Raw genomic sequence first — 26,760 nt, forward strand, 5'->3', positions numbered from 1 at the left:
AATCGGTCAGTTACATCGCATCGCGGGGCAAGCCCGCTCCTACAGGCCATAGCCTTTTTCCTGTGGGAGCCTGCGATGGCTGCACACTTGCTCATCACAGCCTGAAATGGCCGACCATGCCCTTCAGGTCGCTGCCCAGTTGTGCCAACTCGATGCTGGACCGTGCATTGCCCTGCATCGCCACCGCCGACTGATCGGCGCTGCTGCGAATCTGGGTGACGCTACGGCTGATCTCCTCGGCCACCGAGCTCTGTTCTTCTGCCGCAGCGGCAATCTGCTGGTTCATCTGCTGGATCAGCGACACCGCTGCCGCAATGCTGCCCAAGGCACTCTCAGTGTGCAGGGCATCAGCCACCGCCAGTTTGACCAGTTCGCTACTGCCCTGGATCTGCGCCACCGAGGCCTGGGCGCTGCCACGCAAGCGGCCGACCAGGCGCTCGATCTCCTCGGTGGACTGCTGGGTGCGTCGGGCCAGGGCCCGCACCTCATCGGCCACCACGGCAAATCCGCGCCCTTGCTCGCCGGCCCGGGCCGCTTCGATGGCGGCATTGAGGGCCAGCAGGTTGGTCTGTTCCGCCACGCTCTTGATCACCTCCAATACCGTCGCGATGGTCTGGATTTCGGCGCTGAGGCTTTCGATACCCTGGCTGGCCGACTCGGCCGAACGGGCCAGTTGTTCGATCCGCTGCATGCCCTGGCGCACCACCTGCTGGCCGCTGCCAACCTTGTCATCCGCCGCCTGGGCGGCCAGTGCCGCCTCTTCGGCATTGCGCGCGACATCATGAACCGTGGCGGTCATCTGCTGCATCGCGGTGGCCACCTGTTCGGTTTCCTCCTTCTGGCTGCCGACTTCTCGATTGGCCTGCTCGGTCACCGCCGAAAGCGACTGGGCATTGCTGGCCAACTGCTCGATACCCTGCTGCAAGCCACTGACAATGCTGCTCAGTCCCGCACCCATCTGCTGCATGGCCTGCATCAACTGACCGATTTCATCCCGGCGATCGACGCTGATGGTGCCACTCAGATCACCGGCAGCGATCTGCTCGGCGCGCCCGATCACCTGTCGCAGCGGCCCGACCACCGCGCGGGTGATCAGCCAGGCCGCCACCACACCAACGAACAGCGCCAGCAGTGAGGCCAGCAGAATCGACAGGGCATTGCCCTTGAGTTCATCCTGCATGGCCTGCTCTTGCGCGAGGCTGGCCTGGTCGACCTGGGCGGTCACCTGCTCGGCCCGTTGCTGCAACAACTGCTTGAGTTGCTGCTCGCGCCCGAGCAGATCGGTGTACTCCTTGAGCTTTTCGCTGAAGCTGCCGATATGGCCGCTGACTTCATTGAGCACGGTCTGGTAACCGGCATCGCTGACCCCGGCCTTGAGTTGCTCGACCAGTGCGCCAGCCTGCTCGGCCTGTTCGATACGACCCTGACGGGCTTCCTCGCTGCCCTTGCGATTCTGCTCCAGGCGAACCCGCGCCTCGTCCATGGCCTGGAGCATCAAGCGGGCGACCTGGGCCACCTGACCAGACTGCTCGACGAACTCGGCCCCTTGCAGGCCCTGACTGTCCTTGAGGGTGTAGGTGCCGTCATCGGCCAGCCCGGCCTGCAACACATCAAGGTTGTTGGCGACGCTGGAGACCGACCAGCTGGCCATGTCCAGCGCCAGCTCCTTGGACTGGGTCAATGCGACGAACTCATCGAAGGTCTGGCGATAGTCGTTCAATGCCTGCTCGACGCCGCTGCCGGTCAATTGCGGCAGGTCCCGGGCCTGCACCAACAGCGCCTCCAGCCCCTGATGCAAGGCTTCCACCGCCTTGGGGTCGGAGCGCAGGGCAAAGGCTTGTTCCTGTAAGCGCACCTTGAGCAGGCCAGTGTTGAGCGCGGTCATCTGCTTGAGGCCATCGAAACGCTGGCCGACGCTGTGCAGCGCGGCAATGGCGCAGAACGCCACCACGGCGGTCAGCAGCAGGACCAGGGCAAAGCCCAGGCCCAGCTTGCGCGCCATACCCAGGTTGGCAAAAAAACCACGTTTGACCGCGCTCATCGCACCTCCCCCTGTCGCGCCGCACTACCGGCAGACTTAAAGCCGCAGAGTGGCAACGACAGCGGTCGCGGCACAAGATGTTGGCGCCGCAATAATGGCGAAAAGCTACGAGCGAGTCGTTTTCAGGACGGCGGAGGTCGCCTTGTGCGCTGGAAAAAGGCCTGGGCGCGCTGGTCCTGGGCGTAGGCGACATTGATCCGCAGCCAGTCGCTGGCATCGCCCTGTGGATAAAAGGCGCTGCCCGGCGCCAGCAGCACCGAACAGGCCTGGGCCTCTCGGTCGAGCGCGGCAAAATCCCGCCCCGGGCAACGCGCCCAGACGAACATGCCGCCATAGGGCTCGGCAAACACCTGCCAGCCGCAAGCCTCCAGTTGCCCCAGTGCCTTGGCCATGTGCTGGGCCAGACGCAGGCGCAGGCGTGAGACGCTCTTGCGGTACGTGCCGCTGGCCAGCATCTGCGCCACCACCTGCTCGGTAAAGCGTGAAGTGCCCAGGCCGGTGACCATCTTCAACTCGGCCAGACGGGTAATCAGCGCGGGGGGCGCCACCAGGTAGCCCACTCGCAGCGAGCTGCTCAGGGTCTTGGACAGACTGGCCAGGTAGATCACCCGCTGCTCGGCATCCAGGCTGACCAGGCGCGTGACCGCACCGTCCTGGAAGTCGGCATAGATATCGTCTTCGATCACCTGCACGTCGTACTCGCGGGCAAGCTCCAGCAAGCGATAAGCTACCTTGGGCGTCAGGCTGCTGCCCGTGGGGTTGTGGTACAGGCTGTTGATATACAGGCAGCGCGGGCGGTGGCGCTGCAGCAGCGCTTCCAGCACCGGCAGGTCGGGGCCTGTGGCGGTACGCGGCACCTCCAGCATTTCTATGCCGTGCTGGCGCAACAGGTTGTACAGGTTGTAGTAGCCCGGGCTTTCCACCAGCACCTTGTCTCCGGGCTTGAGCAGGACCCGCACCAGCAGGTCGAGGGCATGGCTGGCGCCCTGGGTGGTGAGGATCTGCTCAGCAGCCACCTCGATGCCGACCTGTCCCAGGCGCTTGTGCAACTGGCTACGCAAGCTGGCCAGGCCCAGGGGCGGACAATAGTCGATCAGGTCCTCCACCGGCCCTCGGCTGACCTGCCGTACGGCCTGGGCAATCGCTTCGGTGGCACGCCAGCTGGCAGGCACCCAGCCACAGCAGAGGTTGAGCAACCCGGCCTTATCGTCATTGAACTGCTGCCAGCGACCGTCGAAGGCCTCGTCGCGTAGCGGCTGATCGAGCACGGGTTCGCTGAGTCGCTGTTCGGCCACGAAAAAACCGGCGCCATGGCGCGCCTCAAGCCAACCGGCGGCCACCAGGCGATCGTAGCTTTCGATCACACAGGACTGACTGACCCCCTGCTCCCGCGCCAGTTGCCGGATCGACGGCAACCGCGTGCCCGGGCGCAAGCGCCGCTGGCGGATCCAGGCCTGCAGTTGCTCCGCCAGTTGCTGCGCCAGCGGCGTAGAAGACTGGCGATCGAGGGTAAGGTTCATGGGCAAAGTGTTTGCTGTTTTTGTCCAAACAGTTAACCACAAATCCACAACGGGTGTGCCTTGTGGCAGCACAGGCGCGAAGGGGATAGTCGCGCCATCGACAAGGAGTTAACCATGCCTACCCTGCGCTCCCCTGCCCTGCTCGCCGTGGCCCTGTGCCTGATCACCTTTGCGGTCAACCTGCAGGCGCCGTTGTACACCGCCTATGCCGAACTGTCCGGACAGGGTGCAGGGGCAACGGCGATTGCCTTTTCCGGTTACGTACTGGGTGTACTGCCGGTGTTGCTGCTGCTCGGCGGCCTTGCCGACCGGGTTGGACGACGTCCGCTGATCCTGGTTGCCCTGGGGCTGTCCATGCTCGCCACCCTGACCATGTTGCTGGCACCCGGCCTTAAAACCCTGGGCCTGGCGCGCCTGATGCTCGGCGCCGGCACCGCACTGGCTTCGGCGACCGGCACTGCCTACATGAGTGAGTTGATGCCCGGCAACGATAACCGGCGTGCCGCCACCTGGGTCACCGCCAGCACCTCCCTGGGCTTTGGCCTGGGGGCGGCGCTGACCAGTGTGTTTCTGCTCAGTGGCCCCGAGCTGCGCCCCGGCAGCTTCTACCTGCACCTGCTGCTCGCCGCCCTGGCCCTGCTCGCCGCCTGGCGCCTGCCGGATCAGCGCGCACCGCGCAAGACACCGCTGCTGCGCTTGCCCTGCTATCCGAGCGGCAGCCTCGCCTACGGCCTGGCGATCCTGCTGGCCTGGGCCTGTGTCGGGCTGGTGATCGCCCTGTTGCCGTCCATCCTCAAGCAACATGGACTGGCCAACTGGTCCGGATTCTCGACCTTTTGCGTGATCAGTTGTGGTCTGTTGTTCCAGCCCCTGGCACGCCGGCTGGCCCCTGCCAGGGCAACGGCAATCGGCCTGGTGGTGTTGCCATGCAGCTATGCACTGCTGGCCTGGGGGGCAGACGCCGGTGCGCTGGCCGCCGTGCTGCTCGGCAGCATCGCCGCCAGCAGCGCCTGTTACGGTTTTATCTACCTGGGTGGCCTGTCAGCGGTGAACAGCCTGGCAGGCGAGGAAAAAACCCGCGCCAGCGCAGGGTTCTTCCTTCTCGCCTACCTGGGCTTCAGCCTGCCGGTAATCCTCACCGGGCTGCTGGTCGACCGCCTCGGCGCCAGTGCCGCCTTGCTGGTGTTCGGCCTGGCACTGCTGATCGGCTGCCTGCTGGTCGGCCTGGCCCTGTGGCGCAGCCACAAGACCCTGTCGTGCAGCCAGCTGGCTGCACTCAGATAGCCGTGGCGCCACCGTCCACTGCCAACGCCTGACCTGTGGTGAAGGCAGCACCGTCACTGCACAGGTAGAGCACCGCGCTGGCGATCTCCTCGACCTTGCCGATCCGCCCGACCGGGTGCATGGCCGCGGCAAACTCGGCCTTGCGCGGGTCGGCCTCATAGGCGCGACGGAACATGTCGGTGTCGATCACTGCCGGGCACACCGCGTTGACGCGGATTTTCTTCTTGGCGTACTCGATGGCCGCCGACTTGGTCAGGCCGATTACCGCATGTTTGGATGCACTGTAGATGCTCATCTTCGGTGCCGCGCCCAGGCCCGCGACCGAAGCGGTGTTGACAATGGCGCCACCACCCTGGGCCAGCAACAGGGGCAATTGGTGCTTCATGCACAGCCAGACACCCTTGACGTTGACACCCATGATCGCGTCGAACTCGGCTTCGCTGCCTTCGGCCAGACGTCCCTGCTCGATTTCGATGCCGGCGTTGTTGAAGGCATAGTCCAGGCGACCGTAGGCCTCCAGCGTCTGCGCCAACAACTGCTGCACCTCGACCTCACGGGTAACGTTGCAGGCCACGAACAGGGCCTCGCCTCCGGCGGCACGGATCTGCTCGACCGTCGCCTCGCCGCCGGCGCTGTCCAGGTCGGCTACCACCACCTTCAACCCCTCGGCGGCGAATGCCAGGGCCGTGGCCCGGCCGATCCCTGCCGCACCACCGGTGACCAGGGCAACCTGGCCGGAAAACGTCATGCTCATCGCTAGCTCCTGAACAAAATGTGGTCTGTGGCCAGGAGTCTAGTCAGCGCGCACCACCGATTGGCAGCATCATCAGGACGCCGGTTGAGGGGGTATCGCTGCGGGTGATTGTCTGCAAGCGAAGGATCACGGCCATGGATCGCCCGGCATTCGCAACGCCTGCGCAACTTGCCGGATCGCCTGTGAGGGTCTATCAACAGACTTTGCCCTTCATTCCAGAGACCCCGCCATGACTGCCCAGACCAACCGCCGCTTCCTGCTCAGCAAACGCCCGATCGGGGCGGTCAGCCGAGACGACTTCAGCTTCGAGCAGGTAGCGGTGGGCGAACCCGCTGAAGGCCAGGTGCTGGTGAAAAATCTCTACCTGTCCCTGGACCCCGCCATGCGCGGCTGGATGAATGAAGGCAAGTCCTACATTCCGCCAGTCGCTCTGGGCCAGGTGATGCGCGCCCTCGGCGTAGGCCAGGTGATTGCTTCCAAGCACCCGGGCTTTGCCGTCGGCGACCACGTCAACGGTGCCCTCGGTGTGCAGGACTACTTCCTCGGCGAACCCCAGGGCTTCTACAAGATCGATCCATCACTGGCGCCGTTGCCGCGCTACCTGTCGGCCCTGGGCATGACCGGCATGACCGCCTACTTCGCCCTGCTCGAAGTCGGCGCGCCCAAGGTCGGTGAAACCGTGGTGATATCCGGGGCCGCCGGTGCCGTGGGCAGCATTGCCGGGCAGATCGCCCGGATCAAGGGCTGTCGCGTGGTGGGCATTGCCGGAGGCGAGCAGAAATGCCAGTACCTCAAGGACGAACTGGGCTTTGACGGGGTCATCGACTACAAGGCCGAAGAGGTGCTCGAAGGCCTCAAGCGCGAATGCCCGAAAGGCGTGGACGTCTATTTCGACAACGTCGGTGGCGACATCCTCGATGCCGTACTCACCCGCCTGAATTTCAAGGCACGGGTGGTGATCTGCGGCGCCATCAGCCAGTACAACAACAAGCAGGCGGTCAAGGGGCCGGCCAACTACCTGTCACTGCTGGTCAACCGCGCGCGCATGGAAGGGTTCGTAGTCATGGACCACGCCGCCCACTATGGCCAGGCAGCGCAGGAGATGGCCGGCTGGCTGGCAACCGGCAAGGTGAAGAGCAAGGAAGACGTGGTCGAAGGCCTGGAAACTTTCCCCGAGACACTACTCAAGCTGTTCAGCGGGGAAAATTTCGGCAAGCTGGTCCTGAAGGTTTAACCGGAGTCGACCGAGCCTCTGTAGGAGCGGGCTTGCCCCGCGATCGAACACGCAGCGAATCATAGCCGGTGACGGTTTCATCGCGGGACAAGCCCGCTCCTACGGATCAAGCGCGGATTTGAGCGACCACGTCCGCCAGCGCCTGGGCCGGATCGGCGGCCTGGCTGATCGGGCGACCGATCACCAGGTAGTCGGAGCCGGCATCCAGGGCCTGGCGCGGGGTGAGGATGCGGCGCTGGTCATCCTGGGCGCTACCGGCCGGGCGAATACCCGGGGTCACCAGTTGCAGGGACGGATGCGCGGCCTTGAGGGCCGGTGCTTCCAGGGCCGAGCACACCAGCCCGTCCATCCCGGCCTTTTCCGCCAGGGCAGCCAGGCGCAGTACTTGCTCCTGGGGCTCGATGTCCAGGCCGATGCCGGCGAGGTCTTCACGCTCCATGCTGGTCAGCACGGTCACACCGATCAGCAAAGGCTGTGGACCGCTGCGCTTGGCCAGCTCTTCACGGCAGGCCGCCATCATGCGCAAGCCGCCGGAGCAATGAACGTTGACCATCCACACGCCCATCTCTGCAGCGGCCTTGACGGCCATGGCGGTAGTGTTGGGAATGTCGTGGAATTTCAGGTCGAGGAATACCTCGAAACCCTTGTCGCACAGCGTTTCGACGATGCCCGACGCGCTGCTGGTGAACAGCTCCTTGCCGACCTTGACCCGGCACAGGGCGGGATCGAGCTGATCGGCCAGCTTCAGGGCGGCGTCACGGGTAGGGAAATCCAGGGCGACGATGATTGGCGTCTGGCAGGCGGACATGGGCTGGTCTCTTGGCAAGTCTTGAACGGCGCGCATTGTAAACGAAGCGGCGGCCCGTGGGGGGCCGAAGATCGCGAATTAGCCCGGCGGCGGCAGTGTCCCTATAATTGAACCAATGGATGGCGTATTTGCCCAAATGTTAAGCAGCGGCATCAGTGCCCTGCCGAGGAGAACCCCATGCCCTGGTATGCCTGGTTGATATTGGTCCTGGCCATCGGCTCGATTGTTGGCGGCCTGATGCTGCTACGCGACACCGCGAAAAAGCTGCCCCTGACCGAGGAGCAGCTCAAGCGCATTCACGAACGCAATGCCGAAATGGACGCCAAGGACGCCAAGGACCAGTGAGCGCTCCGCTCGCCCTTGCGCTTCACTTGTACCGTGCGGCGGCCGAACTGCGCGACAGATTCGGCCCCAGCGCATCCCGCGCCTTGATGTAGGCCTGCCAGTCGGCGGCGTCCGGCAATGACGGGATGGTCACCACTTCCTGTTGATCCAGCCCGGCCAGGGCCGCATCGACCATCTCCCCTACTTCCATGACCATCCGCGGATCGATCTGCGCGACATCCAGCCCGGATCGCTCCCAGATCTCGGTACGGGTGACGCCTGGCAACACGGCCTGGACCTTTACCCCCTTGTCGCTCAACTCGCCATGCAGCGTCTGGGTCAGGCTCAGCACATAGGCCTTGCTGGCGCTGTACACCGCGTTGAACATCTGCGGCGCCAGGGCCACCACGGACGCCAGGTTGATGATGGTACCGCGACCGGCCTGGGTAAACCGGGCCGCCGCTGCCGATGCCAGGCGGGTGACCGCGACGATGTTGAGCGCAACCAGCGCGTCGATCTGCTGCCCGGTCGCCTCGGCCAGGGTGCCGTGCATGGCAATCCCCGCGTTATTGACCAGCACACCGATATCGGCATCGTCACGCAGACGTTGCTCCACACGCGCCAGATCCGCCGGTTGGGCCAGGTCTGCCGGCAACACCTCGACATTCACGCCATGACGCGCTTGCAGATCGGCCGCCAGGGCTTCAAGCCGCTGCCGATCACGTGCCACCAGCAGCAGATCATGTCCGCGCGCTGCCAGTCGTTCGGCGTAGACCGCGCCAATCCCCGAAGAAGCGCCGGTAACGAGCGCGGTAGGTGCAATCGATACGTCAGTCATAGCGTTGATCTCCACAGGCTTGCAATGATGGGGTAAGGCCGTGACGATAAAATATTATCATCGTAATATTTTCACAAGCCGAACCGACCAAAGGCATTCACAAGGGGCAGGCCGATCGATGACCGGCCTGAACGGTGGCGTCAGTTGACGGTGAGTTTGTCGCGGTTGCGGTCAAGCAGGGCCTTGCCGATGCCCTTGATCTCGAGCAGTTCATCCACGGAGGTAAAGGGACCATTGGCTTGACGATAGGCGACGATGGCTTCGGCCTTGGTCTTGCCGATACCGGTGAGGGTGGATTGCAAGGTACTGGCGTCAGCGCTGTTCAGATCAAGGCGCGTGTCGGTTTGCTGGGAGGCGACAACAGGTGTCGGGCTGGCAGCGGGCATGGACGCAGGTGCTGCGCTTAACGAGAAGGATACGCTGGCGAACAGGGGCAGCAGCAGGTAGGACAGGACGGTGTTGCGCATGGGGTAGCACTCCTTGGACGGGTTTCAAAAGGCAGCTTTTCCTTGGCTGCTTTTGAAACCTAGTCCTAAGGAGCAAAGAATCAAACAGGTATCGCCCCGGGAATCTTTACTGAATCAGTCTGACATCAGGCCCAGGATACCCGTCGTCTCAAGGATCCAGCCGACGCTGCTGGTAGATCCAGTCGACAATCTCACCTTCAGGGGTATAGCCACTGACCGTTTCCCGCAGCAATTGACGAACCCGCCCATAATCATCGGCGGAAATGGCTGCCAGCAATTCGTTCAAGCGCTCCTTGAGCTGATCCCACGGCAGGTAATCCTCCTGCGCGCCCATGATCATCGGGTGCCGTGTCGCCACCACGTTGTCACCGATCAAAAGCTCTTCATAGAGTTTCTCGCCAGGACGCAAACCGCTGAACTCGATGGCGATATCGCCATGGGGGTTACGCTCGGAACGAACGCTCAAGCCCGACAGATGAACCATTTTTTCTGCCAGTTCGACGATTTTCACCGGCTCGCCCATGTCGAGCACGAAGACATCGCCGCCCTGCCCCATGGACCCCGCCTGAATAACGAGCTGGGCCGCCTCGGGGATGGTCATGAAATAGCGGGTGATCTTCGGGTGAGTGACCGTCAGCGGGCCACCCGACTTGATCTGTTTGTAGAACAACGGGATGACCGAACCGGAGGAACCCAGCACGTTGCCGAATCGAACCATGGTAAAGCGGGTCTTGTTGACCCGTGAAACGTTGCCGCTGTCGCCGAACAGTACCGGCGCGATCTCACGGCTCAAGGCCTGCAAGGTCATTTCGGCAAGTCGCTTGGTACTTCCCATGACGTTGGTGGGACGTACGGCCTTGTCGGTCGAAATCAGCACGAAGTTGGAGACGCCCGCCTGCAACGCTGCCTGCGCCGTGTTGAGGGTGCCGATGACATTGTTCAACACGCCTTCGGCGATGTTGTGCTCGACCATCGGCACATGCTTGTAGGCCGCTGCGTGGTAGACCGTGTCGACCCGCCAGGTCGTCATCACATCCAGCAGCTGTGGCGGATTGCGTACCGACCCCAGGATCGGCAGGATGCGCGTGGACAGCGATTTGCGCGCGACGCGTTGTTCGAGCTCGGACAGGATGCTGTAGAGATTGAACTCGCTGTGTTCCAGCAACAGCAGGACCTTGGGATTGAGGTTCAGGATCTGCCGGCAGAGTTCCGAACCGATGGAGCCGCCGGCACCAGTCACCAGCACGGTCTGGTTCGAGACGCAATGGGCCAGCAGGTCTTCCTGGGCAGGCACCGCATCCCGACCCAACAGGTCGGCGATATCCACTTCCTGCAAGTCGTCGACCTTGACCCGGCCGCTGGCCAGGTCCATGAATCCCGGAATACTGCGGACATGCAGCGGGAAGCCTTCGAGAAAACCGAGGATCTCCCGTCGGCGCACACGGGTGGCCGAAGGAATCGCCAACAGCAGCTCCTGGGCACCCGTGACATCGATCATTCGCTGAATCTGGGTCGGGTTATAGACCTGCAAGCCGGAAATGACCCGGTCGGAGATACTGCTGTCATCATCGATGAAGGCAACCGGGCGCATCATCTTGCCCATGCGCAGTGCCGCCACCAGCTGATTACCTGCAGCACCGGCGCCGTACACGGCCACTTTCGGCAATCCGTCCTCACGGCTGGCAAAGGGCACATGCTGCGCCGCAACAAACCAGTCACCGAGGAAGTACTGACGCATGGCCAGGCGCAGTCCGCCGACCATGACCAGGCTCAACCACCAATAGTTGAAGATGATCGAGCGCGGCACGACATGCTGGTGGTTGCTGGACCAGTAAACGATAAAGCCAAGAATCAGGGACGAAAGGCTGACTGCCTTGATAATGGCAATCAACGCATCGTTGCCGAAGTAACGCATGACGGCGCGGTACATGCCAAAGCGGATGAACAACGGGATCGCGACTGTCGGCGCACAGATGAACAGCCAGAGATGGTCCCGGAAGGGATTGGCCAGTTCTTCAATACCCAGGCGAACCACAAACGCCATCCACAGCGCCGCCCATACCAGGAGGATATCTGTAAGCACTTGCAGGAGGCGCTTTTGACGACGTGGCATACTCAGCAAAAACGCACGCACTTTATCCATATTCCCTCTGAAAACCTTGAATTGACCTTACCCGCAACCTGCACTGTAGATGAGACGCGCTGCGTCGGAACTACTCGAGTTGCCCTGCACGATAACGCACGGCCAGAACAACGAGTGGCACATAGGCAATGATCAGGGCGAGTACCCCATCGACCCCCAGTAACATCACGCTCAGGGCAACGGGCAGCAACCAGAACAGATTCAATGCCGCCACCGCCAGGGTAACCGGCAAGTGTCTGCCATGTTGGCGGGACGCAAACTGGTAGGCATGGCTGCGATGGGCCTCGTATACCTTGTCGCCGCGCGACAAGCGACGCAACAGGGTAAAGGTGGCATCGACGATGAAGACGCCGAGCAGAATCAACCAGCACCAGAACAACTGCGAAGACGCCCAGGCCGCCTGCAGCGACAGCGCGCCCAACATGATCCCGAGGAACCCGCTGCCCGCATCGCCCATGAAGATCCGCGCTGGCGGGAAGTTCCAGAACAGGAAACCGGCAACCGCCACGGCCAGCAAGAACGGCAGGATAGCCAGGTGCGCAACACCACCGACCCAGTACAACAGGCAGGCGCCAAGGCACACCGTAATGGCCTCGACACTGGCGATTCCGTCAATGCCGTCCATGAAGTTGTACAGGTTGAGCAACCAGACCAGGTAGACGGCTGCCAGGATCGCACCGAACCACCCCAGGTCAAGGGTCAGGCCAAACACTTCAAGCGCCGGCAAACCGCCCAGCCAGCCCAATACCCAGGCAGATGCGATGAAATGCCCGAGCAGTCGCCAGCGAGCGGCGATATGCCCATGGTCGTCCATGAAACCGAGAATGGCGATCATCGCTCCGGCACCCGCGAGCGCAATCAACACCGACAGGTCTTCGCCACGGACAACAATCAAGGTCGCAATGGCCAACAGGAATGCAATGACAATTGCTACACCACCACCGCGCGGTGTTGGAACCGAGTGGGAACTACGTGCATTGGGAATGTCGATGATGCTCTTGGCCAACGCGTAGCGCCGAAGCGCACCTGTCAACAACAACGAGACCAGCAAGACAATCGGAAACAGCCACCAGACATTCATCTTTATTTATTTTCCTGATACTGCCGTGCAACCAGACTCAACGCGTCATCGACCTTGACCGGGGGTACCCAGCCCAGGAGCGAACGGGTCTTGTCGATATCAACTTGTAACGATCCACACAAACGCTGCGAAAGCGAACGCTTGCCCAGCATGGCTGCGCCGGTTTTCAGCACCCAGGCGGGAATCGGCAGCAATCGTGCCGGTTTGCCCAGCGCGCGCGCCATGCGCCGCAGCAACTGTGTAGTGGAAAGATCTTCGCCGTCGCTCACCAGGAAGGTCTGGTTCGCGGCAGCGGGATGACGCGTGCACGTCACGATCAAATCCACCAGGTTATCCAGGGCCACCAGGCTGCGACGATTGTCGATCGAGCCGAACGGCAGTGGAACACCCTTGTCCAGCCAGCGCATCATCGCCAGGAAGTTGGCTTTGACGCCAGGTCCGTACACCAACACCGGTCGCAGTATGACCACTTCCATCGCACAGTCCCTGGCCAATTGCTGAAGGCCCTGTTCAGCCTCCATCTTGGAGATGCCGTAAGGATCTGCAGGCGCCGGGACATCATCTGCCGTGTAAGGACGGCCGAGGGGAGTGCCTTCGCCATTGACCTTGATCGAGCTGATAAAGACGAAACGCTTTACCCCTGCCGCTGCGGCCTGACGCGCGAGGGCAAGCGTGCCATCGACATTGACCTTGCGAAACGCCGCCATCGGATCGGCTTCGGTATCGTTCATCACGTGGACCCTGGCGGCCGCGTGGATGACGACGTCGCAACCGGCCAGGCTGTCCCCCCAGTCATGCGCTGCATCGAGGTTGTCGAAACGAACCACAGGCACCGAGACACCGGCCAGTTCGCTGTTGCCACGCAGCGCAGCAACAACCGGCACACCGTCCGCCAGCAGGCGCTTGAGGACAGCTCTGCCGACAAAACCGCTAGCACCCGTAAGAAATATGGATTGCGACATCATGTCTCTGCCTTGCGTAAAGTGGCATCACGGAAAAGCGTCTCCAACCGCGCCAGCAATGCAGGCTTGGAGTACTGCTCACAATAGTACTGACGTCCCGCCTCCCCCATCGCCCGGCGTTGCTCGACGGAGGCCGTCGCCAGTTGCAAAGTGATTTGCGCAAGCCCCTGCCCATCACCGGAATTGCACGCCAGACCGGCGCCGGACTCCTGGATGACGCGAGCCGCCTCGCCGTTGATCATACCGAGGATAGGACGACCGGATGCCAGGTAGGCCTGCACCTTGCCCGGAATGGTTTTCTCGAAGACATCGTTGGTGCGCAACGATACCAGCAGCGCATCCGCCTGGGCGAACAAGCCTGGCATGGCAGCGAGCGGATGACGTCCCAGCAGCAGGACGTTGTCCAGCCCCTTGCTATCGACCTGCTCTTGCAACCATTGACTCATGCGCCCGTCACCGACGATCACCCAGCGTACTTTGACTTTGTCGCGCAGGGCCTGCACCGCGTCAATCAGCGCCGGGAAGTCTTGCGCTTCACCGAGGTTGCCGGCAAACACGACGGTAAAAACCTCAGGGTCATGTTCGATCAGATTGCCCTGCTGGGGAGCCGGTGCGGAAAAATCATCTTCTGCCCAGCTTGGGAAATACACCAACCGTTCGCTGGAAATTGCCTTGGTGCAATACTGGCGGACATTGTCAAAAAAGCCGTGGGATTGCAGCAGCAGGTAATCCGTGCGGTTGTAGATCCATGAAACGAGCTTGCCCACCAAGGACAGCAACTTGGGGTTGTGCAGCACATTCACCGCCCGCAGGGTTTCCGGCCAGAGGTCCAGCACCCAGACAAACACCGGCGCACGCTTCAACCGCCCGATGACCACTGCCGGAATGGCAGCCATGATGGGTGAGACGGCATAGACGAAGATGGCGTCGTACTTGCGGCCGCGCAACTTGAACGCACCCAGCGTGGATGCCATCAGGAAGAACGACAGGTAGTTGAGCACCAACTGAATCGCACGCTTGCCACGCGGTAACAGCGGCACGCGAACCACCTTCGCACCGGCGTAAGTGTCAAATTCCGCAGGGTTGTTGCGGTAAGCATCGAACACCTTGCCCTCCGGGTAGTTTGGCAACCCGGTGAGCACCGTGACCTCGTGGCCTTTTTCCGAAAAATCGCGGACCAAATCATTGATCCGCATATTTTCCGGCCAAAAGTACTGCGTAACTACCAGAACCCGTAGTTTCTCGTCAGCCATTGATACACCCGGTTCAGTAGCGCTTCCAGACGACACGATTCACGTAGTCGGTGTAGCTGTGCACGATGCGCACAACCTTGTCCGATACGTTCGGCATGCTGTAGTCAGCGACCAGGCGCATACTGCGCTCTTCACCACGCCCCTGGCTTTCCAGGATGTTCAGGCCTTGCAGCACGCGCTCGGTTTCCAGGCCGACCATCATTGCCGCAGCCTCTTCCATGCCTTCCGGACGCTCGTGGGCTTCACGGATGTTCAAGGCCGGGAAGTTCAGGATCGACGCTTCTTCGTTGATCGTACCGCTGTCGGACAACACCGCCTTGGCTTCGAGTTGAAGCTTGTTGTAGTCCTTGAAGCCCAAGGGTTTCAGCAGACGCACATTGGGATGGAAGGTAACGCCCATCGCAGTGACGCGTTTTTGCGTACGTGGGTGGGTCGATACGATGACCGGGAAATCGAACTGCTCGGCAACCGAATTGAGCACGTCGACCAGCTTCAGGAAGTTCTTGTCGGAGTCGATGTTCTCTTCCCGATGGGCACTGACGACGAAGAACTTGCCAGGCTCCAGGCCCAGGCGCGTCAGTACGTCGGAGGCATCGATACCTTCGCGGTAATGATTGAGCACCTCGAACATCGGACTACCGGTCTTGATCACGCGATCCGCTGGCAGCCCTTCACGCAACAGGTAGTCACGGGCAATGGTGCTGTAGGTCAGGTTGATATCAGCGGTATGGTCGACGATGCGGCGGTTGATTTCCTCAGGCACACGCATATCGAAGCAACGATTGCCCGCTTCCATGTGGAAGGTAGGAATCTTGCGGCGCTTGGCAGGAAGCACAGCCATGCAGCTGTTGGTATCGCCCAGCACCAGCAGCGCTTCGGGCTGGACTTCGGCCAGCACGCGATCGACCGCGATAATCACGTTACCGATCGTTTCTGCACCAGTGGCGCCAGCGGCGTTCAAAAAGTGGTCCGGCTTACGAATGCCCAGATCCTGGAAGAAGATCTCGTTGAGCTCGTAATCGTAGTTCTGGCCGGTATGCACCAGGATGTGTTCGCAGTGCTCATCGAGCTTGGCCATCACCCGCGACAGGCGGATGATTTCCGGGCGAGTACCCACCACTGTTACAACTTTCATTTTCTTCATTGCAATTTCCTGTAAACAGCGGCTCAGGCTTCGGTGCCCACCGGCCGAGCGTAGGTATCCGGGTGCTCGCGGTCAAAAATTTCATTGGCCCAGAGCATGACGATCATCTCGTCCTCGCCCACGTTGGTGATGTCGTGCGTCCAGCCCGGCACCGTTTCAACGATTTCAGGTTGCTCGCCGGTGGTGAACAACTCGTAGAACTCGCCGGAAACGATGTGGCGGAAACGGAAGCAGGCCTTGCCACGGATAACCAGGAACTTCTCGGTCTTGGAGTGGTGGTAATGACCACCGCGGGTAATACCTGGATGCGCAGTGAAATACGAGAACTGGCCAGCGTCCGGCGTCTTCAGCATCTCCACGAATACGCCACGCGGATCCCCGTACTTGGGAACCTCATAGGTAAAGCGATCAGGCGTCAGGTAGCTCAGGTAAGTGGAATACAGCGCCCTTACCAGCCCGGTACCTACCGGCTCGGTAATCATGGTCTTGCGACTGTCGCGGAATGCGGCCAGCTGATCAGCCAGCCCACCCACGGTGATGCTGTACTGAGGCTCGACGCTGACAAACGGATCCCCTGCCAGCTTGCCATCCATCACGGCAATGAAATGGCTGACGACATCGTCGATGTAGACCAGATTGATACGCGCGCTCGGGTCGTTGATCTGGATCGGCAGATCCTTGGCGATGTTGTTGCAGAAGGTCGCCACCGCCGAGTTGTAGTTCGGTCGTGCCCATTTTCCGAATACGTTAGGCAGGCGGAACAGGTGCACAGCAGCGCCATGCTCGGACTTCAGGTCAAGCAAGACCTGTTCAGCGCCACGCTTGCTGCTGCCATAGGGGTTATCCAGTTCTGCCTGGCTGGACGATGTGTACAGTACAGGCGTCTTGCGGCCACTGGCCTTGACCGCGTCACAGACGGCGCGGGTCAGGTCGGTGTTGCCGGAGTGGAACTCCTGTGGGTCCTGCGGGCGATTGACGCCTGCCAGGTGAAACACAAAATCCGCTTGCGCAACCAGGCCTGGCAGACTCGCCAGAGAATCCTCGCGAGTAAAGCGCAGCACCTCGACGTCGCTGCGCTCCCCCAGGTGAGCGATCAAATTCTGACCGACAAAACCGTTGGCACCTGTAATCAGAACCTTCATCGATTATTCCTCGGGCGTTGCGTGTTCGCCACGCTGGATCGCACGCATGAAGTCCAGTTTCAGCAGCAACTGCTGCATGCCCTGCACGTCCAGACGCTCGGTGTTGTGCGAGTTGTAGTCTTCGGTGCGAGAAATCTTGGTTTCGCCCTGCTCGACAAATTTGGCGTAGTTCAGGTCACGCAGGTCTGGCGGAACGCGGAAGTAATCGCCCATGTCTTCTGCACAGGCCATTTCTTCACGGCTGAGCAACGCTTCGTAGAGCTTTTCGCCATGGCGAGTACCGATCACCTGGATAGGATGCTCTGGCTTGCCGACCAGATCGGTCAGTGCGCGGGCCAGGACTTCCACGGTCGCTGCCGGGGCTTTCTGCACGAACAGGTCACCGTTGTTACCGTGCTTGAATGCGTACAGGACCAGGTCAACGGCGTCGGCCAGGGTCATCATGAAACGCGTCATGTTCGGGTCAGTCAGGGTCAGGGCCTTGCCAGCGCGGATCTGATCGATGAACAGCGGGATTACCGAGCCGCGGGACGCCATGACGTTGCCGTAACGGGTACCGCAGATCACGGTCTTGGTGTCGTCGACGTTACGCGACTTGGCCACCATGACCTTCTCCATCATTGCCTTGGAGATACCCATGGCATTGATCGGGTAGACCGCCTTGTCGGTACTCAGGCAGACAACGCGCTTGACCTCGTTCTGGATCGCGGCCTCGAGCAGGTTCTCGGTACCCAGGACGTTGGTCTTGACCGCTTCCATTGGGTGGAATTCGCAGGAAGGCACTTGCTTGAGGGCAGCGGCATGGAAGATGTAATCCACGCCACGGGTGGCGTTCAGCACGCTTTGATAGTCACGCACGTCGCCGATGTAAAACTTGAGCTTGGAACTGCCATAGCGCTTGCGCATGTCGTCCTGCTTCTTCTCGTCTCGGCTGAAGATACGGACTTCGGCGATATCGGTATCGAGAAAACGCTTAAGCACAGCATTACCAAAAGAACCAGTACCACCTGTGATCAGCAACTTTTTGCCTTTAAACATGACCTTTTCCTTTAATAGCATCCAACAACTTAGCGACCTGCATATCAGGCATTTTATTTTCGACAATGAACTGCTTGGCCAACACACCCTTGCTGACAAATTCGCTATCAGCGAGCTTTGACAGCTCCAGCAATTTCATCTTCAAGCCATCACTACCCGGCGGAACAAGATAGCAAAAGTCGTAATATTCCTCTGGAATACCGTCGAGCTTGTACATCAGCACAGGAACCCCGGACGACATGTACTCGATAATCTTGGATGGAAACGAGTACTTCGTGTAGACAGAGTCGTTGTCTCTCGGGTTGACCAGCAACGCCGCATTGCGCTGCAACTTCAAGACCGATTCGCGATCCAGCTGTCCAAAATATTTTACACCCGAATTTACAGCAGCAACCTGTTCTACATACTTGCGATCATCACCGTCGCCGCAGATAAAGAGCTCGTAGTCACTGACACCGGAGGCGACATAAGAATCGACCAGATTCCTGATGCCGTAACGGCGATCGAGCGTACCGGTATACAAGAAATACTTTTTCCGCTCTACCGCGTCAGACAAGGCGATATAACGCTTGTCGGCAATACCTTCAATGACCACTTTCTTGATGCCGTCGTCGAACTTTCCGAGCATATCCTTGGTGATTGCCGAAATGCTGTCTGCTCGACTGACAATGAAGTAAGAGATCCGCGATAGCATATGGAATACGAATTTCGCCAGCCCACGCCGTACGGCCATGTACTCAGGCAGATCCGGCACGATAACACAAAAATGCGTATCCCTGCGCAGCGTCTTGACGACGTAGCAGGCCAGCAGGAACGGCAAGTGCATGGAGTAGCAGACCAGTACCTGGGGCTTACCCTTGTCCGCCTTCATTTGCTGCAGGATCGTCTTGACGGCACGCACCACCTTGTGCAGGTTTTTCACGATCGTCAGGTTGAAAAAACTGATGTTCATGATGGTGGCGCGATCCAGTGATTCGCGCTTCGCTGCCGGCCGATAGAACGCATCGCGATAACGCCGGGGATAGGCGCCAATAAATGGCAGATTTATCACCGTCAGCGCATCGACAGACGGGCTTTGCGAGAAGCCCTGAATGTAGTTTTTCTGGAGGGTGTCGGCGGCGTGCTGCACCCCGCCCTTGGACTTCTGAACAATATTGTTCTTGTCGCTGTCACTAAAGATTCCACCCAGGAACAGTACTCTCATCACGCCCTCACCTGAGCATTTACCAAACGCAAGCGGCCGACCATCCGTCGACCGACAACTCCAGACACCCTCGAGCCCTTGCTCATCGCGTCAATTCCAAAGCAGATTGTCCCTGAGCATCGGCAGCAGCGAAAACTGCGCAACCGGAACAATATAAAATAAAACCAGATAACCTGCAAAAAACAGGATATACAAACCGAGAAAAAAGTAGCTGCGACGCTGCAAAAATAGCGAGTTGACACAGTGCAGCATATTGAAAAATATGATAGAGCGAAGTAGCCGTACAAATATCTCGGACTCGAAATACAAAACGACGAAGAACAGGGAGAACAAGTTCAAGTTCAAAAGAAAGACAAGTTCTTTATCCCGCCCCGTCGCATTGAACACTTGCCGAAGGCTGAAGCGTTCGGAAAAAATTGCAAAAGACACCAGCACGACCGACAAGACATGAACTGCGACGTTGGCCAACGAGCTCTTCAATGACGTGTCGTAATAACTGAAATGGCTGGCGATACTGGCAGGCAGGGGCAAGCTGTAACGTGCCAGCACATAGGCACAGAGAAAGGAGGTGTAGAGAAACAAGAACCGCCCCAACGGAACGACCCTGTTCAAGGGCATGGCAATGAAGATGATGAAGATCAGTGATGACTGGTGTATCGATGCGGCCAGAAGAATCAGCAGTGCATATTTTAGCCGGCTGTAGGACTTGTTTTCGAACAGCACCAGCATGGCCTGCAAGCCAATGGCGAAAGAAAGAAAATTCCTGACCAACACGAAATCGAGCGGAAAGAAGCAGACAAGGTAGACCAGCAAGGAGACGAAGGGGAACAGGGTGCGCTTGACTACATAGCGCCACACCAGCAACAACGTAACCAGGGCGACAATGATCTGGAACCCCTGGTATGAAAGCCCGGTGCGACTGGCAAAGATATTCAGATAGCCATAGCCTATTTCCTTGCCCCAACTGGCAATGGTGTCGCGCGTATAGTAATACAGCTCATAGCCTTCGCGATCACCATTCCAAAAGTTCCAGCCATAGAGCATCCACATCACCAGCAGAACAGGCAACGCGAGCACGATGGACAACTGTCTTCTTGCTTCCATATTGCCGACTTCTATTTGAATTTGTTCTTGATGAAGCCGGAAATGCTTTCCGTCTTGCTGATACCCAACATTCGCCTGATCGTTCTGGAGAGCATCGAACGCATCGAGAAGAATTGAGGGTCCAGGATGATTTTCGCAACCGCCACTTCAAAGGTGTTGTCGATCAGCAACACCTCGGGGTGTTTCAATGGGAATTCCATGGGGCGGGTAGGCAGGCCGCAGAACCTTTCCACCATGAGATTTTCCATCGAGTGACCACCATGGGTGGAGTCCAGATCAACGCCGATATTGGTGATCTGATTATATTTGGGCACGATTGCATACAGGTTGTGAGCGCGCACGGAAAAGCTCATCTGGTAATCCCATGAGTAAAAGCGCCCGTTTTTCTCTTTTGCTTCCAGCTCATAGTCCAGGTTGTAGCTATCCTGGTAATAGAGTTTCTGGTACGCGTACTCATCCTTGATCCTGTTGCGAATATACTCATCACGCCACAGGACCAGTTCACCATCGTAGAACCGGGTGAATTTGTCAGACCAGGAAGCCCAGCCGCACGGCATCATGTTCTTGGTAAATACATAGCTGGAGCCATCTTCAGGCTCATAGGTCTTCAAATAGTTCGTGCCACACACCCAAAGAACACGCGTGTCATTCTTGTAGCGAAGCAGCATCTCCCGGCAAAACTCAAAGAATGAAACCTCTGGAAGGTTGTCATCTTCGAGAAAAATGGCGTGTTCTTCACGCTGGAAAACCCACTTGGCGCCTTCACCAATATTCGCGTACACGCCAATATTGTTTTCTTCGTATTTGCGGATAACCTCGCAATCCCAGGTAATGGCTGCTTCAATCGCCTGGCGACATTGGGCTACCTGCGCCTTTTCTTCGTCATTGCGACCGCCATCCGAGAGCAGGTACAGCTTGGCCGGGGCAACCTTGGCAATCTGCTTGATGACCTCCAGCGGCTTGTCGATGCGCTTGAACAAAAGCAGAACCACTGGAATATCAAATTGTTCCATTGCTGCCACACCCCTCTCCTAACCTTTGATTGCCTGAAGGCCCAGCTGCCACCCGCAGTGGCACCCGCAACCGGCAGGCTTAATAATCCTGAACCTTCTTGACCAGCGAGTAGCTATACAGAATCTCGAGCATGGCCGAAGTCACCAACGCCAGCACAACCGAATAGATACTCCAGTTCAAATACAGATAAATAGCGCAGAAGCCATAGAACGTAATGACCGAAATCACCTGATTGCGGAGCACGAAGTCATAGCGTTGGCGCGGTACGAATATGAAGTAGATATGACTACCGACGATCAGGAAGGTCATGATATTGACACTCAGCAACATCGCCAGGTAATAGGCTTCTTGCATATCGTGCACAGACACCAGGCGCACCACCCAGTACCCACCCACCGCCACCGAGAGCATGCAGAGCAGGCCGATGAAGATTTCCACCTTGATGATTTTATTGACAAGGTGCCTGTGTGCGTTTTTTACCATCATCGGAAAAAGTGCGGCATTGATGTTGGAGGCCAGCAGACTGGGCACCGAGAAAATCTTGTTGGCGAGGTCATAGATCGCCACTTCTTTCATGCCGAAGAAAGAACCGATGATGATTTCTATACTTTTCTGCTTGAGCGTATTGGTGGCACTGGACCAGAAAAATGGCTGCACTTCACGCAGCAAGGCAACAACCCCCGAGAACGCTGGCCACTTCAGCGCAGACCGCGTATGCCGCAAGGCCAGGTAGAAGGCTACTACGGAAGCCAGTACGTTGGTGGCCACCACAATAAAGGTGTAGACCCCGACATCATCGACACCCTTGACCAGCAGATAAATCGCCGGCAGCGACAACAACTTCAGCGAAAGCTGAACAGTCGTCAGTACTTTCATTTGCTGCATGCCATGAAAATACCAGAGCGGCAAGAAGATGCAGGACAGCGTATTGGCAAAACACATGATGAAAATCCATGCGTTCGCCTGCATGAACGGAACCAGCAAGAGCAAGGCAGCAAATACCGCCACCGCCACGAGTTCCAGCACGACCTTGGCCACTGTCACCGAAGATAACAGCGACGCATGCAAGGCGTTATCGTCCTGGCTCAGAGACACCAGCTTGGCAGCATGCATGTCGAATCCAAAGTTTATAAAAACCATGAAATACGCTGCGATGCTGGTGGCAAATACGAATAGTCCAAAGTTATCAATACCGACATTATTGATAACGAATGGATAAATCAGCAGATAGAAGAACGAGTTCGCCACTTGCAGGATAGTCATGTGGGAATAATTACTTATTACCTTGACATTATCCTTGTAGAGCTGCTTGACCTGAGCCAGATTCAACAAATCACCTCACAAAACCTTGTAACCTGGGCATCAGGCCAATCTGCAGCAACACCGCTACAGCTCTATCAATCTGCTTACACTGCCCGTCGATTCCCTACTTTTTCAATCAGGAAAAAGCGGACGAGTGCCACGAAAATTCCCAAGCCCAGTCCTACGATCAGACCCAGTGCCATGATCATCAGCTTTCTAGGCTTGACGGGGCGATCAGGGACTTCGACGATGCCATCCTGTCGATAGACCGCGACCGTCGCAGGATCGATTTCAAGGGTCCGGTAGAAGGCCAGGCTCTCCTGGCTCTGACGCAAATTGCGGATAAATGGATCGTCCGACTTGCGGCTCTCAAGGTTTGAGATTTCCGCCTCAAGCGCTTTGCTTCCGCGCATGTACATCAAGGAACTGTCCATACCGGACGAAACTTCTGCCGCCAGTTTGCCGGTGATGATCGGCGGCTTTTCCAGACCGATGGATTTCGCCACCCGCAACGCTTCCTTGAGTTGCACAATCTGGTCCTCGCGCTCTTTGCTTGAACTGGCGCGGTGGCGATCAATTTGCTTTTGCAAGTTGTCTGCCTTGATCGTTGCGTCGCTCCGGGTGTTCTTCAGCACCTCTTCCTTGGCCTTTTCGCCAGCCAGGGCTGCATAGGCCTTGACCCAGTCTGCGGCCTGTTGCGGATCACCTACGCTCGCGGTGATCGAGAAACGGGTCGGGTCGTCCTTGCGCACAGGTGCAATGACCAGCGAATTGCTGAATCGAGCGAAAAAGGCATTCTGGGGACCTTGGCGCTGCGCTTCCGTCAGGAGCGGCACATAGAGATTCTGATACAACTCCCATCTCAATGCTTCGGACTGCAAGTGCTTGAGATAGACATCATAGACGTCCTTTATCCGAAGAACTTCCAGGCCATTCTCCGTGCCTCTGCCAAAGTTGAGATTGGCAATATCGTTCTGGGTGGGAGGCTGAATGATCAAACTGGCTTCATACACTGGCTTGGCTTGCCAGGCATAAGCCGCAGCCGCCAGGAACACCACGGCTGCACACAGCAGGATCAGCAGCTTTTGCCGCCATAGTCCCTTGAACAGTTCCGTCAGGTCTACTTCGTCATTCTGTACCAGGCGTTCACTAACCATTTTTACTCTATTTTTCCTCGGATACAGCTCACCAGGCCTTATAAACGCGGGCTCGCTGACCGGAAACGAGGTACAAGCGCACGCAAGCTTAGGTGACAGTGGCAATTCACTCAAGACCGCCCCGAAAAACCAGAGAGGTCTTACTCAGTTCGCAAGCATTCCTACAGATCAGTCAAAAATGACTTACATCCTAAGTTCGTGTGGCCTGATTGCGCGCTTAGAATATCTGATACTGGCATGCCAGCAAAGCAAGCTTTTCTGACTTATCAGCGACTTAATAGTTCATTGAGGAACGACTCCGGCGGTCGGGTAAACGGCCGCTTATCGCTAATAAGAAGCATTATCTATAGGCGGGTCGAATACCCGAAGACGGCTGCGCAGACACACGAAATCTACGCACCAGGAAGAATAAAACCACAGCCCCTAGCGGGGATAACGCGCCGCCTGCCTGATCTTGTGTCGACCGCGCCACACGACCAATGCACCCAGCACCGGCCCAAGCAAGAGCCCCAGCACCAAAGCCATTACCAAGAGCAGAGCAACGGGCAGTGGTGGCAATGTGAACCCCAGAAACACCAGGCTGATCACCTGCTGGTTCTCGAGGGTAAACACCAGCACAACGGCAACCAACAGCAATAGCAGCAAAACCAACAATAGGCGATTGACCTTATGCACGCCCGACTCCTTCATGGTCTGCGCCCGCTTCTTCCTCATTCACCCGATCGCGCAATTCCTTACCCGGCTTGAAATGCGGCACAAACTTGCCATCCAGACTGACGGACTGCCCGGTCTTCGGGTTGCGCCCTACTCGCGGCGCACGGTAATGCAGGGAAAAGCTGCCAAAGCCACGGATCTCGATACGATCACCGGTAGCCAGGCACTGAGACATCTGTTCAAGCATGGTCTTGATGGCCAGCTCGACATCCTTGGATGAGAGCAGCCCCTGATGGGTAACAATACGTTCGATCAGCTCCGACTTCGTCATATTTTTCCCTTCTTTATCAAGCAGCTAGATCATTGCTTCATTGTTTTTAGCATGAGCTGAGGGTTTTGAACAGGGCGGTTATTGACTTAATAGAGGATTCTTGTCATCCCTTTTGTAGGAAAAAATATGCCAATTTGTAGCTGTTTTCACCGAGCCCAGCCGGATCAAGGCTTACAGCCACGACCTATGGGCTAGCGAAGGTAAACGTCAGGCACAAAAAAGGGCGACCGAAGTCGCCCTTTTTCAACACCCAAGCAGAACTTAGTTCTGTTTGGCCATTGCCTGACGCAGCAGCGCGGCCATGGTGGTGTCAGCAGCTTCCGGAGCGGTTTCTTTCAGGCTCTGGATGGCTTCTTTCTCTTCAGCATCGTCTTTCGACTTGATGGAGAGGCTGATCACGCGGCTCTTACGGTCAACGCTGATGATCTTGGCTTCGATCTCTTCGCCTTCCTTCAGGACGTTACGCGCGTCTTCAACGCGGTCACGGCTGATTTCGGAAGCTTTCAGAGTGGCTTCGATGTCGTCGGCCAGGGTGATGATAGCGCCCTTGGCGTCAACTTCCTTGACGGTACCTTTGACGATAGCGCCTTTGTCGTTGACAGCAACGTAGTTGGAGAACGGATCGTCTTCCAGTTGCTTGATGCCCAGGGAGATGCGCTCACGCTCTGGATCTACGGACAGGATCACGGTGTCCAGCTCGTCGCCCTTCTTGAAGCGACGAACAGCTTCTTCGCCTACTTCGTTCCAGGAGATGTCGGACAGGTGAACCAGACCGTCGATGCCGCCGTCCAGACCAATGAAGATACCGAAATCGGTGATCGACTTGATGGTGCCGGAGATCTTGTCGCCCTTGTTGAACTGGCCAGAGAAGTCTTCCCATGGGTTCGACTTGCACTGTTTGATGCCCAGGGAGATACGACGACGCTCTTCGTCGATGTCCAGAACCATGACTTCCACTTCGTCGCCGACTTGTACGACTTTCGATGGGTGGATGTTCTTGTTGGTCCAGTCCATTTCGGAAACGTGTACCAGACCTTCAACGCCTTCTTCCAGCTCAGCGAAGCAGCCGTAGTCGGTCAGGTTGGTAACGCGCGCCATGACGCGGGTGCTCTCTGGGTAACGTGCCTTGATAGCAACCCATGGGTCTTCGCCCAGTTGCTTCAGGCCCAGGGAAACACGGTTGCGCTCGCGATCGTACTTCAGAACCTTGACATCGATCTCGTCACCAACGTTGACGATTTCCGATGGGTGCTTGATACGCTTCCAGGCCATGTCGGTGATGTGCAGCAGGCCATCAACGCCGCCCAGGTCAACGAATGCGCCGTAGTCGGTGAGGTTCTTGACGATACCTTTGACTTGCTGGCCTTCCTGCAGCGATTCCAGCAGAGCTTCGCGCTCGGCGCTGTTTTCGGCTTCCAGGACGCTGCGACGGGAAACGACAACGTTGTTGCGCTTCTGGTCCAGCTTGATGACCTTGAATTCCAGCTCTTTGCCTTCCAGGTGGGTGGTGTCGCGCACTGGGCGGACATCAACCAGGGAGCCCGGCAGGAACGCACGGATACCGTTAACGTCGACAGTGAAGCCGCCTTTAACCTTACCGTTGATAACGCCCTTGACCACTTCTTCGGCGGCGAAAGCTGCTTCCAGAACAATCCAGCACTCGGCGCGCTTGGCTTTTTCACGGGACAGTTTGGTTTCGCCAAAGCCGTCTTCGACCGCGTCCAGCGCAACGTGAACTTCGTCACCGACCTTGATGGTCAGCTCGCCAGCTTCGTTGTAGAACTGCTCGAGCGGGATGACGCCCTCGGACTTCAGGCCAGCGTGTACGGTAACCCAGTCGCCGTCGATGTCGACAACGATACCGGTGATGATTGCACCCGGCTGAAGATTGAGGGTTTTCAGGCTTTCTTCAAAGAGTTCTGCAAAGCTTTCGCTCATTTTAATTCCTGTAGATTCGGGCG

Annotated in this window: 24 protein-coding genes and 1 pseudogene; 3 read left to right on the forward strand and 22 right to left on the reverse strand. The window is 58.3% G+C overall.

The genetic code is table 11. From position 1 onward, the window contains the following. Positions 1 to 94 precede the first annotated feature (94 nt). The 3 genes and pseudogenes from M2D63_RS02250 to M2D63_RS02260 all read right to left on the reverse strand — a co-directional run bounded on the left by M2D63_RS02250 (position 95) and on the right by M2D63_RS02260 (position 3,561). Complete coding sequence (locus M2D63_RS02250) at positions 95 to 976, reverse strand: methyl-accepting chemotaxis protein (RefSeq protein ID WP_405308979.1); 882 nt, start codon at positions 974 to 976, stop codon at positions 95 to 97. Beyond that, positions 956 to 2,041: pseudogene (locus M2D63_RS02255) on the reverse strand (HAMP domain-containing protein); the annotation flags it as partial. The pseudogene M2D63_RS02255 and the gene M2D63_RS02250, both read right to left, overlap by 21 nt. Before the next feature lie 122 nt (positions 2,042 to 2,163). Next, the gene (locus M2D63_RS02260) at positions 2,164 to 3,561 is read right to left on the reverse strand and encodes a PLP-dependent aminotransferase family protein (RefSeq protein ID WP_285861160.1); all 1,398 of its coding nucleotides are present in this window, start codon (positions 3,559 to 3,561) and stop codon (positions 2,164 to 2,166) included. Between the two features lie 114 nt (positions 3,562 to 3,675). Here M2D63_RS02260 and M2D63_RS02265 point away from each other — a divergent pair, with 114 nt between their 5' ends. Beyond that, the gene (locus M2D63_RS02265; protein WP_285861162.1) at positions 3,676 to 4,845 is read left to right on the forward strand and encodes an MFS transporter; all 1,170 of its coding nucleotides are present in this window, start codon (positions 3,676 to 3,678) and stop codon (positions 4,843 to 4,845) included. Here the strand turns inward: M2D63_RS02265 and M2D63_RS02270 are convergent. Next, the gene (locus M2D63_RS02270; protein ID WP_285861163.1) at positions 4,838 to 5,599 is read right to left on the reverse strand and encodes an SDR family oxidoreductase; all 762 of its coding nucleotides are present in this window, start codon (positions 5,597 to 5,599) and stop codon (positions 4,838 to 4,840) included. The genes M2D63_RS02265 and M2D63_RS02270 overlap by 8 nt on opposite strands. Before the next feature lie 229 nt (positions 5,600 to 5,828). Between M2D63_RS02270 and M2D63_RS02275 the strand changes: the two genes are divergently transcribed. Next, positions 5,829 to 6,833, forward strand: coding sequence for an NADP-dependent oxidoreductase (locus M2D63_RS02275; protein WP_285861165.1), 1,005 nt, complete (start codon positions 5,829 to 5,831; stop codon positions 6,831 to 6,833). Positions 6,834 to 6,939: 106 nt separating this feature from the next. On the opposite strand, the gene pyrF is transcribed toward M2D63_RS02275, so the two are convergent. Then, positions 6,940 to 7,641 carry an orotidine-5'-phosphate decarboxylase gene (gene pyrF, locus M2D63_RS02280; protein WP_285861166.1) on the reverse strand — a complete coding sequence of 234 codons (702 nt, stop codon included), beginning with the start codon at positions 7,639 to 7,641 and terminating at the stop codon, positions 6,940 to 6,942. Between the two features lie 177 nt (positions 7,642 to 7,818). On the opposite strand from pyrF, the gene M2D63_RS02285 reads away from it, so the two are divergent. After that, complete coding sequence (locus tag M2D63_RS02285) at positions 7,819 to 7,986, forward strand: DUF2897 family protein (protein ID WP_285861167.1); 168 nt, start codon at positions 7,819 to 7,821, stop codon at positions 7,984 to 7,986. A gap of 22 nt (positions 7,987 to 8,008) precedes the next feature. Here the strand turns inward: M2D63_RS02285 and M2D63_RS02290 are convergent, their stop codons facing one another. From M2D63_RS02290 to rpsA, 17 genes are all read right to left on the reverse strand, one after another. After that, the gene (locus M2D63_RS02290; RefSeq protein WP_285861168.1) at positions 8,009 to 8,803 is read right to left on the reverse strand and encodes an SDR family oxidoreductase; all 795 of its coding nucleotides are present in this window, start codon (positions 8,801 to 8,803) and stop codon (positions 8,009 to 8,011) included. Positions 8,804 to 8,943: 140 nt separating this feature from the next. Next, on the reverse strand, positions 8,944 to 9,270 hold the full coding sequence (locus tag M2D63_RS02295; protein WP_285861169.1) for a helix-hairpin-helix domain-containing protein: 327 nt from the start codon (positions 9,268 to 9,270) through the stop codon (positions 8,944 to 8,946). A 148-nt stretch (positions 9,271 to 9,418) separates the two neighbouring features. Continuing rightward, positions 9,419 to 11,413, reverse strand: a complete 1,995-nt coding sequence (locus tag M2D63_RS02300; protein WP_285861170.1) for a nucleoside-diphosphate sugar epimerase/dehydratase — start codon at positions 11,411 to 11,413, stop codon at positions 9,419 to 9,421. Positions 11,414 to 11,483: 70 nt separating this feature from the next. Next, positions 11,484 to 12,494 carry a glycosyltransferase family 4 protein gene (locus tag M2D63_RS02305; protein WP_285861171.1) on the reverse strand — a complete coding sequence of 337 codons (1,011 nt, stop codon included), beginning with the start codon at positions 12,492 to 12,494 and terminating at the stop codon, positions 11,484 to 11,486. Positions 12,495 to 12,496: 2 nt separating this feature from the next. Further along, on the reverse strand, positions 12,497 to 13,456 hold the full coding sequence (locus M2D63_RS02310; RefSeq protein ID WP_285861318.1) for an SDR family oxidoreductase: 960 nt from the start codon (positions 13,454 to 13,456) through the stop codon (positions 12,497 to 12,499). Continuing rightward, on the reverse strand, positions 13,456 to 14,709 hold the full coding sequence (locus M2D63_RS02315) for a glycosyltransferase family 4 protein (RefSeq protein ID WP_285861172.1): 1,254 nt from the start codon (positions 14,707 to 14,709) through the stop codon (positions 13,456 to 13,458). The genes M2D63_RS02310 and M2D63_RS02315 overlap by 1 nt, the downstream gene beginning before the upstream one ends. A 13-nt stretch (positions 14,710 to 14,722) precedes the next feature. Next, positions 14,723 to 15,853: a non-hydrolyzing UDP-N-acetylglucosamine 2-epimerase gene (gene wecB / locus M2D63_RS02320; protein WP_285861173.1), complete on the reverse strand. Its 1,131-nt coding sequence runs from the start codon at positions 15,851 to 15,853 to the stop codon at positions 14,723 to 14,725. 23 nt (positions 15,854 to 15,876) lie between these two features. Then, positions 15,877 to 16,995: a capsular polysaccharide biosynthesis protein CapF gene (locus M2D63_RS02325; protein WP_285861174.1), complete on the reverse strand. Its 1,119-nt coding sequence runs from the start codon at positions 16,993 to 16,995 to the stop codon at positions 15,877 to 15,879. 3 nt (positions 16,996 to 16,998) lie between these two features. Beyond that, complete coding sequence (locus M2D63_RS02330; protein WP_028943684.1) at positions 16,999 to 18,033, reverse strand: polysaccharide biosynthesis protein; 1,035 nt, start codon at positions 18,031 to 18,033, stop codon at positions 16,999 to 17,001. Next, positions 18,026 to 19,237 (reverse strand): glycosyltransferase, encoded by a 1,212-nt coding sequence (locus tag M2D63_RS02335; protein ID WP_285861175.1) that lies wholly within the window; start codon positions 19,235 to 19,237, stop codon positions 18,026 to 18,028. The genes M2D63_RS02330 and M2D63_RS02335 overlap by 8 nt, the downstream gene beginning before the upstream one ends. A 90-nt stretch (positions 19,238 to 19,327) precedes the next feature. Then, positions 19,328 to 20,314 (reverse strand): EpsG family protein, encoded by a 987-nt coding sequence (locus M2D63_RS02340; RefSeq protein WP_285861319.1) that lies wholly within the window; start codon positions 20,312 to 20,314, stop codon positions 19,328 to 19,330. Positions 20,315 to 20,352: 38 nt separating this feature from the next. Continuing rightward, complete coding sequence (locus tag M2D63_RS02345) at positions 20,353 to 21,354, reverse strand: glycosyltransferase family 2 protein (RefSeq protein WP_285861320.1); 1,002 nt, start codon at positions 21,352 to 21,354, stop codon at positions 20,353 to 20,355. A 79-nt stretch (positions 21,355 to 21,433) separates the two neighbouring features. Further along, a complete protein-coding gene (locus M2D63_RS02350) occupies positions 21,434 to 22,684 on the reverse strand; it encodes an oligosaccharide flippase family protein (RefSeq protein WP_285861176.1) in 1,251 nt (416 codons plus the stop codon). A 77-nt stretch (positions 22,685 to 22,761) separates the two neighbouring features. Next, positions 22,762 to 23,814 (reverse strand): LPS O-antigen chain length determinant protein WzzB, encoded by a 1,053-nt coding sequence (locus M2D63_RS02355; protein WP_285861177.1) that lies wholly within the window; start codon positions 23,812 to 23,814, stop codon positions 22,762 to 22,764. Positions 23,815 to 24,237: 423 nt separating this feature from the next. Next, positions 24,238 to 24,489 carry a lipopolysaccharide assembly protein LapA domain-containing protein gene (locus M2D63_RS02360; RefSeq protein ID WP_285861178.1) on the reverse strand — a complete coding sequence of 84 codons (252 nt, stop codon included), beginning with the start codon at positions 24,487 to 24,489 and terminating at the stop codon, positions 24,238 to 24,240. Further along, positions 24,482 to 24,799, reverse strand: a complete 318-nt coding sequence (ihfB, locus tag M2D63_RS02365) for an integration host factor subunit beta (RefSeq protein ID WP_285861179.1) — start codon at positions 24,797 to 24,799, stop codon at positions 24,482 to 24,484. Before ihfB ends, M2D63_RS02360 begins: the two co-directional genes overlap by 8 nt. A 261-nt stretch (positions 24,800 to 25,060) precedes the next feature. Beyond that, the gene (gene rpsA, locus M2D63_RS02370) at positions 25,061 to 26,737 is read right to left on the reverse strand and encodes a 30S ribosomal protein S1 (protein WP_045180061.1); all 1,677 of its coding nucleotides are present in this window, start codon (positions 26,735 to 26,737) and stop codon (positions 25,061 to 25,063) included. Positions 26,738 to 26,760 lie beyond the last annotated feature (23 nt).

The sequence above is a fragment of the Pseudomonas sp. BJa5 genome (assembly GCF_030272875.2).
Taxonomy (GTDB): Bacteria; Pseudomonadota; Gammaproteobacteria; order Pseudomonadales; family Pseudomonadaceae; genus Aquipseudomonas.

Excerpts from the sequence above, each read along its gene's own strand:
- M2D63_RS02250 (WP_405308979.1), bottom strand. The coding sequence starts at position 976 with ATGCAGGCCATGCAGCAGATGGGTGCGGGACTGAGCAGCATTGTCAGT.
- M2D63_RS02260 (WP_285861160.1), bottom strand. The coding sequence starts at position 3,561 with ATGAACCTTACCCTCGATCGCCAGTCTTCTACGCCGCTGGCGCAGCAA.
- M2D63_RS02265 (WP_285861162.1), top strand. The coding sequence starts at position 3,676 with ATGCCTACCCTGCGCTCCCCTGCCCTGCTCGCCGTGGCCCTGTGCCTG.
- M2D63_RS02270 (WP_285861163.1), bottom strand. The coding sequence starts at position 5,599 with ATGAGCATGACGTTTTCCGGCCAGGTTGCCCTGGTCACCGGTGGTGCG.
- M2D63_RS02275 (WP_285861165.1), top strand. The coding sequence starts at position 5,829 with ATGACTGCCCAGACCAACCGCCGCTTCCTGCTCAGCAAACGCCCGATC.
- pyrF (WP_285861166.1), bottom strand. The coding sequence starts at position 7,641 with ATGTCCGCCTGCCAGACGCCAATCATCGTCGCCCTGGATTTCCCTACC.
- M2D63_RS02285 (WP_285861167.1), top strand. The coding sequence starts at position 7,819 with ATGCCCTGGTATGCCTGGTTGATATTGGTCCTGGCCATCGGCTCGATT.
- M2D63_RS02290 (WP_285861168.1), bottom strand. The coding sequence starts at position 8,803 with ATGACTGACGTATCGATTGCACCTACCGCGCTCGTTACCGGCGCTTCT.
- M2D63_RS02295 (WP_285861169.1), bottom strand. The coding sequence starts at position 9,270 with ATGCGCAACACCGTCCTGTCCTACCTGCTGCTGCCCCTGTTCGCCAGC.
- M2D63_RS02300 (WP_285861170.1), bottom strand. The coding sequence starts at position 11,413 with ATGGATAAAGTGCGTGCGTTTTTGCTGAGTATGCCACGTCGTCAAAAG.
- M2D63_RS02305 (WP_285861171.1), bottom strand. The coding sequence starts at position 12,494 with ATGAATGTCTGGTGGCTGTTTCCGATTGTCTTGCTGGTCTCGTTGTTG.
- M2D63_RS02310 (WP_285861318.1), bottom strand. The coding sequence starts at position 13,456 with ATGTCGCAATCCATATTTCTTACGGGTGCTAGCGGTTTTGTCGGCAGA.
- M2D63_RS02315 (WP_285861172.1), bottom strand. The coding sequence starts at position 14,709 with ATGGCTGACGAGAAACTACGGGTTCTGGTAGTTACGCAGTACTTTTGG.
- wecB (WP_285861173.1), bottom strand. The coding sequence starts at position 15,853 with ATGAAGAAAATGAAAGTTGTAACAGTGGTGGGTACTCGCCCGGAAATC.
- M2D63_RS02325 (WP_285861174.1), bottom strand. The coding sequence starts at position 16,995 with ATGAAGGTTCTGATTACAGGTGCCAACGGTTTTGTCGGTCAGAATTTG.
- M2D63_RS02330 (WP_028943684.1), bottom strand. The coding sequence starts at position 18,033 with ATGTTTAAAGGCAAAAAGTTGCTGATCACAGGTGGTACTGGTTCTTTT.
- M2D63_RS02335 (WP_285861175.1), bottom strand. The coding sequence starts at position 19,237 with ATGAGAGTACTGTTCCTGGGTGGAATCTTTAGTGACAGCGACAAGAAC.
- M2D63_RS02345 (WP_285861320.1), bottom strand. The coding sequence starts at position 21,354 with ATGGAACAATTTGATATTCCAGTGGTTCTGCTTTTGTTCAAGCGCATC.
- M2D63_RS02355 (WP_285861177.1), bottom strand. The coding sequence starts at position 23,814 with ATGGTTAGTGAACGCCTGGTACAGAATGACGAAGTAGACCTGACGGAA.
- ihfB (WP_285861179.1), bottom strand. The coding sequence starts at position 24,799 with ATGACGAAGTCGGAGCTGATCGAACGTATTGTTACCCATCAGGGGCTG.
- rpsA (WP_045180061.1), bottom strand. The coding sequence starts at position 26,737 with ATGAGCGAAAGCTTTGCAGAACTCTTTGAAGAAAGCCTGAAAACCCTC.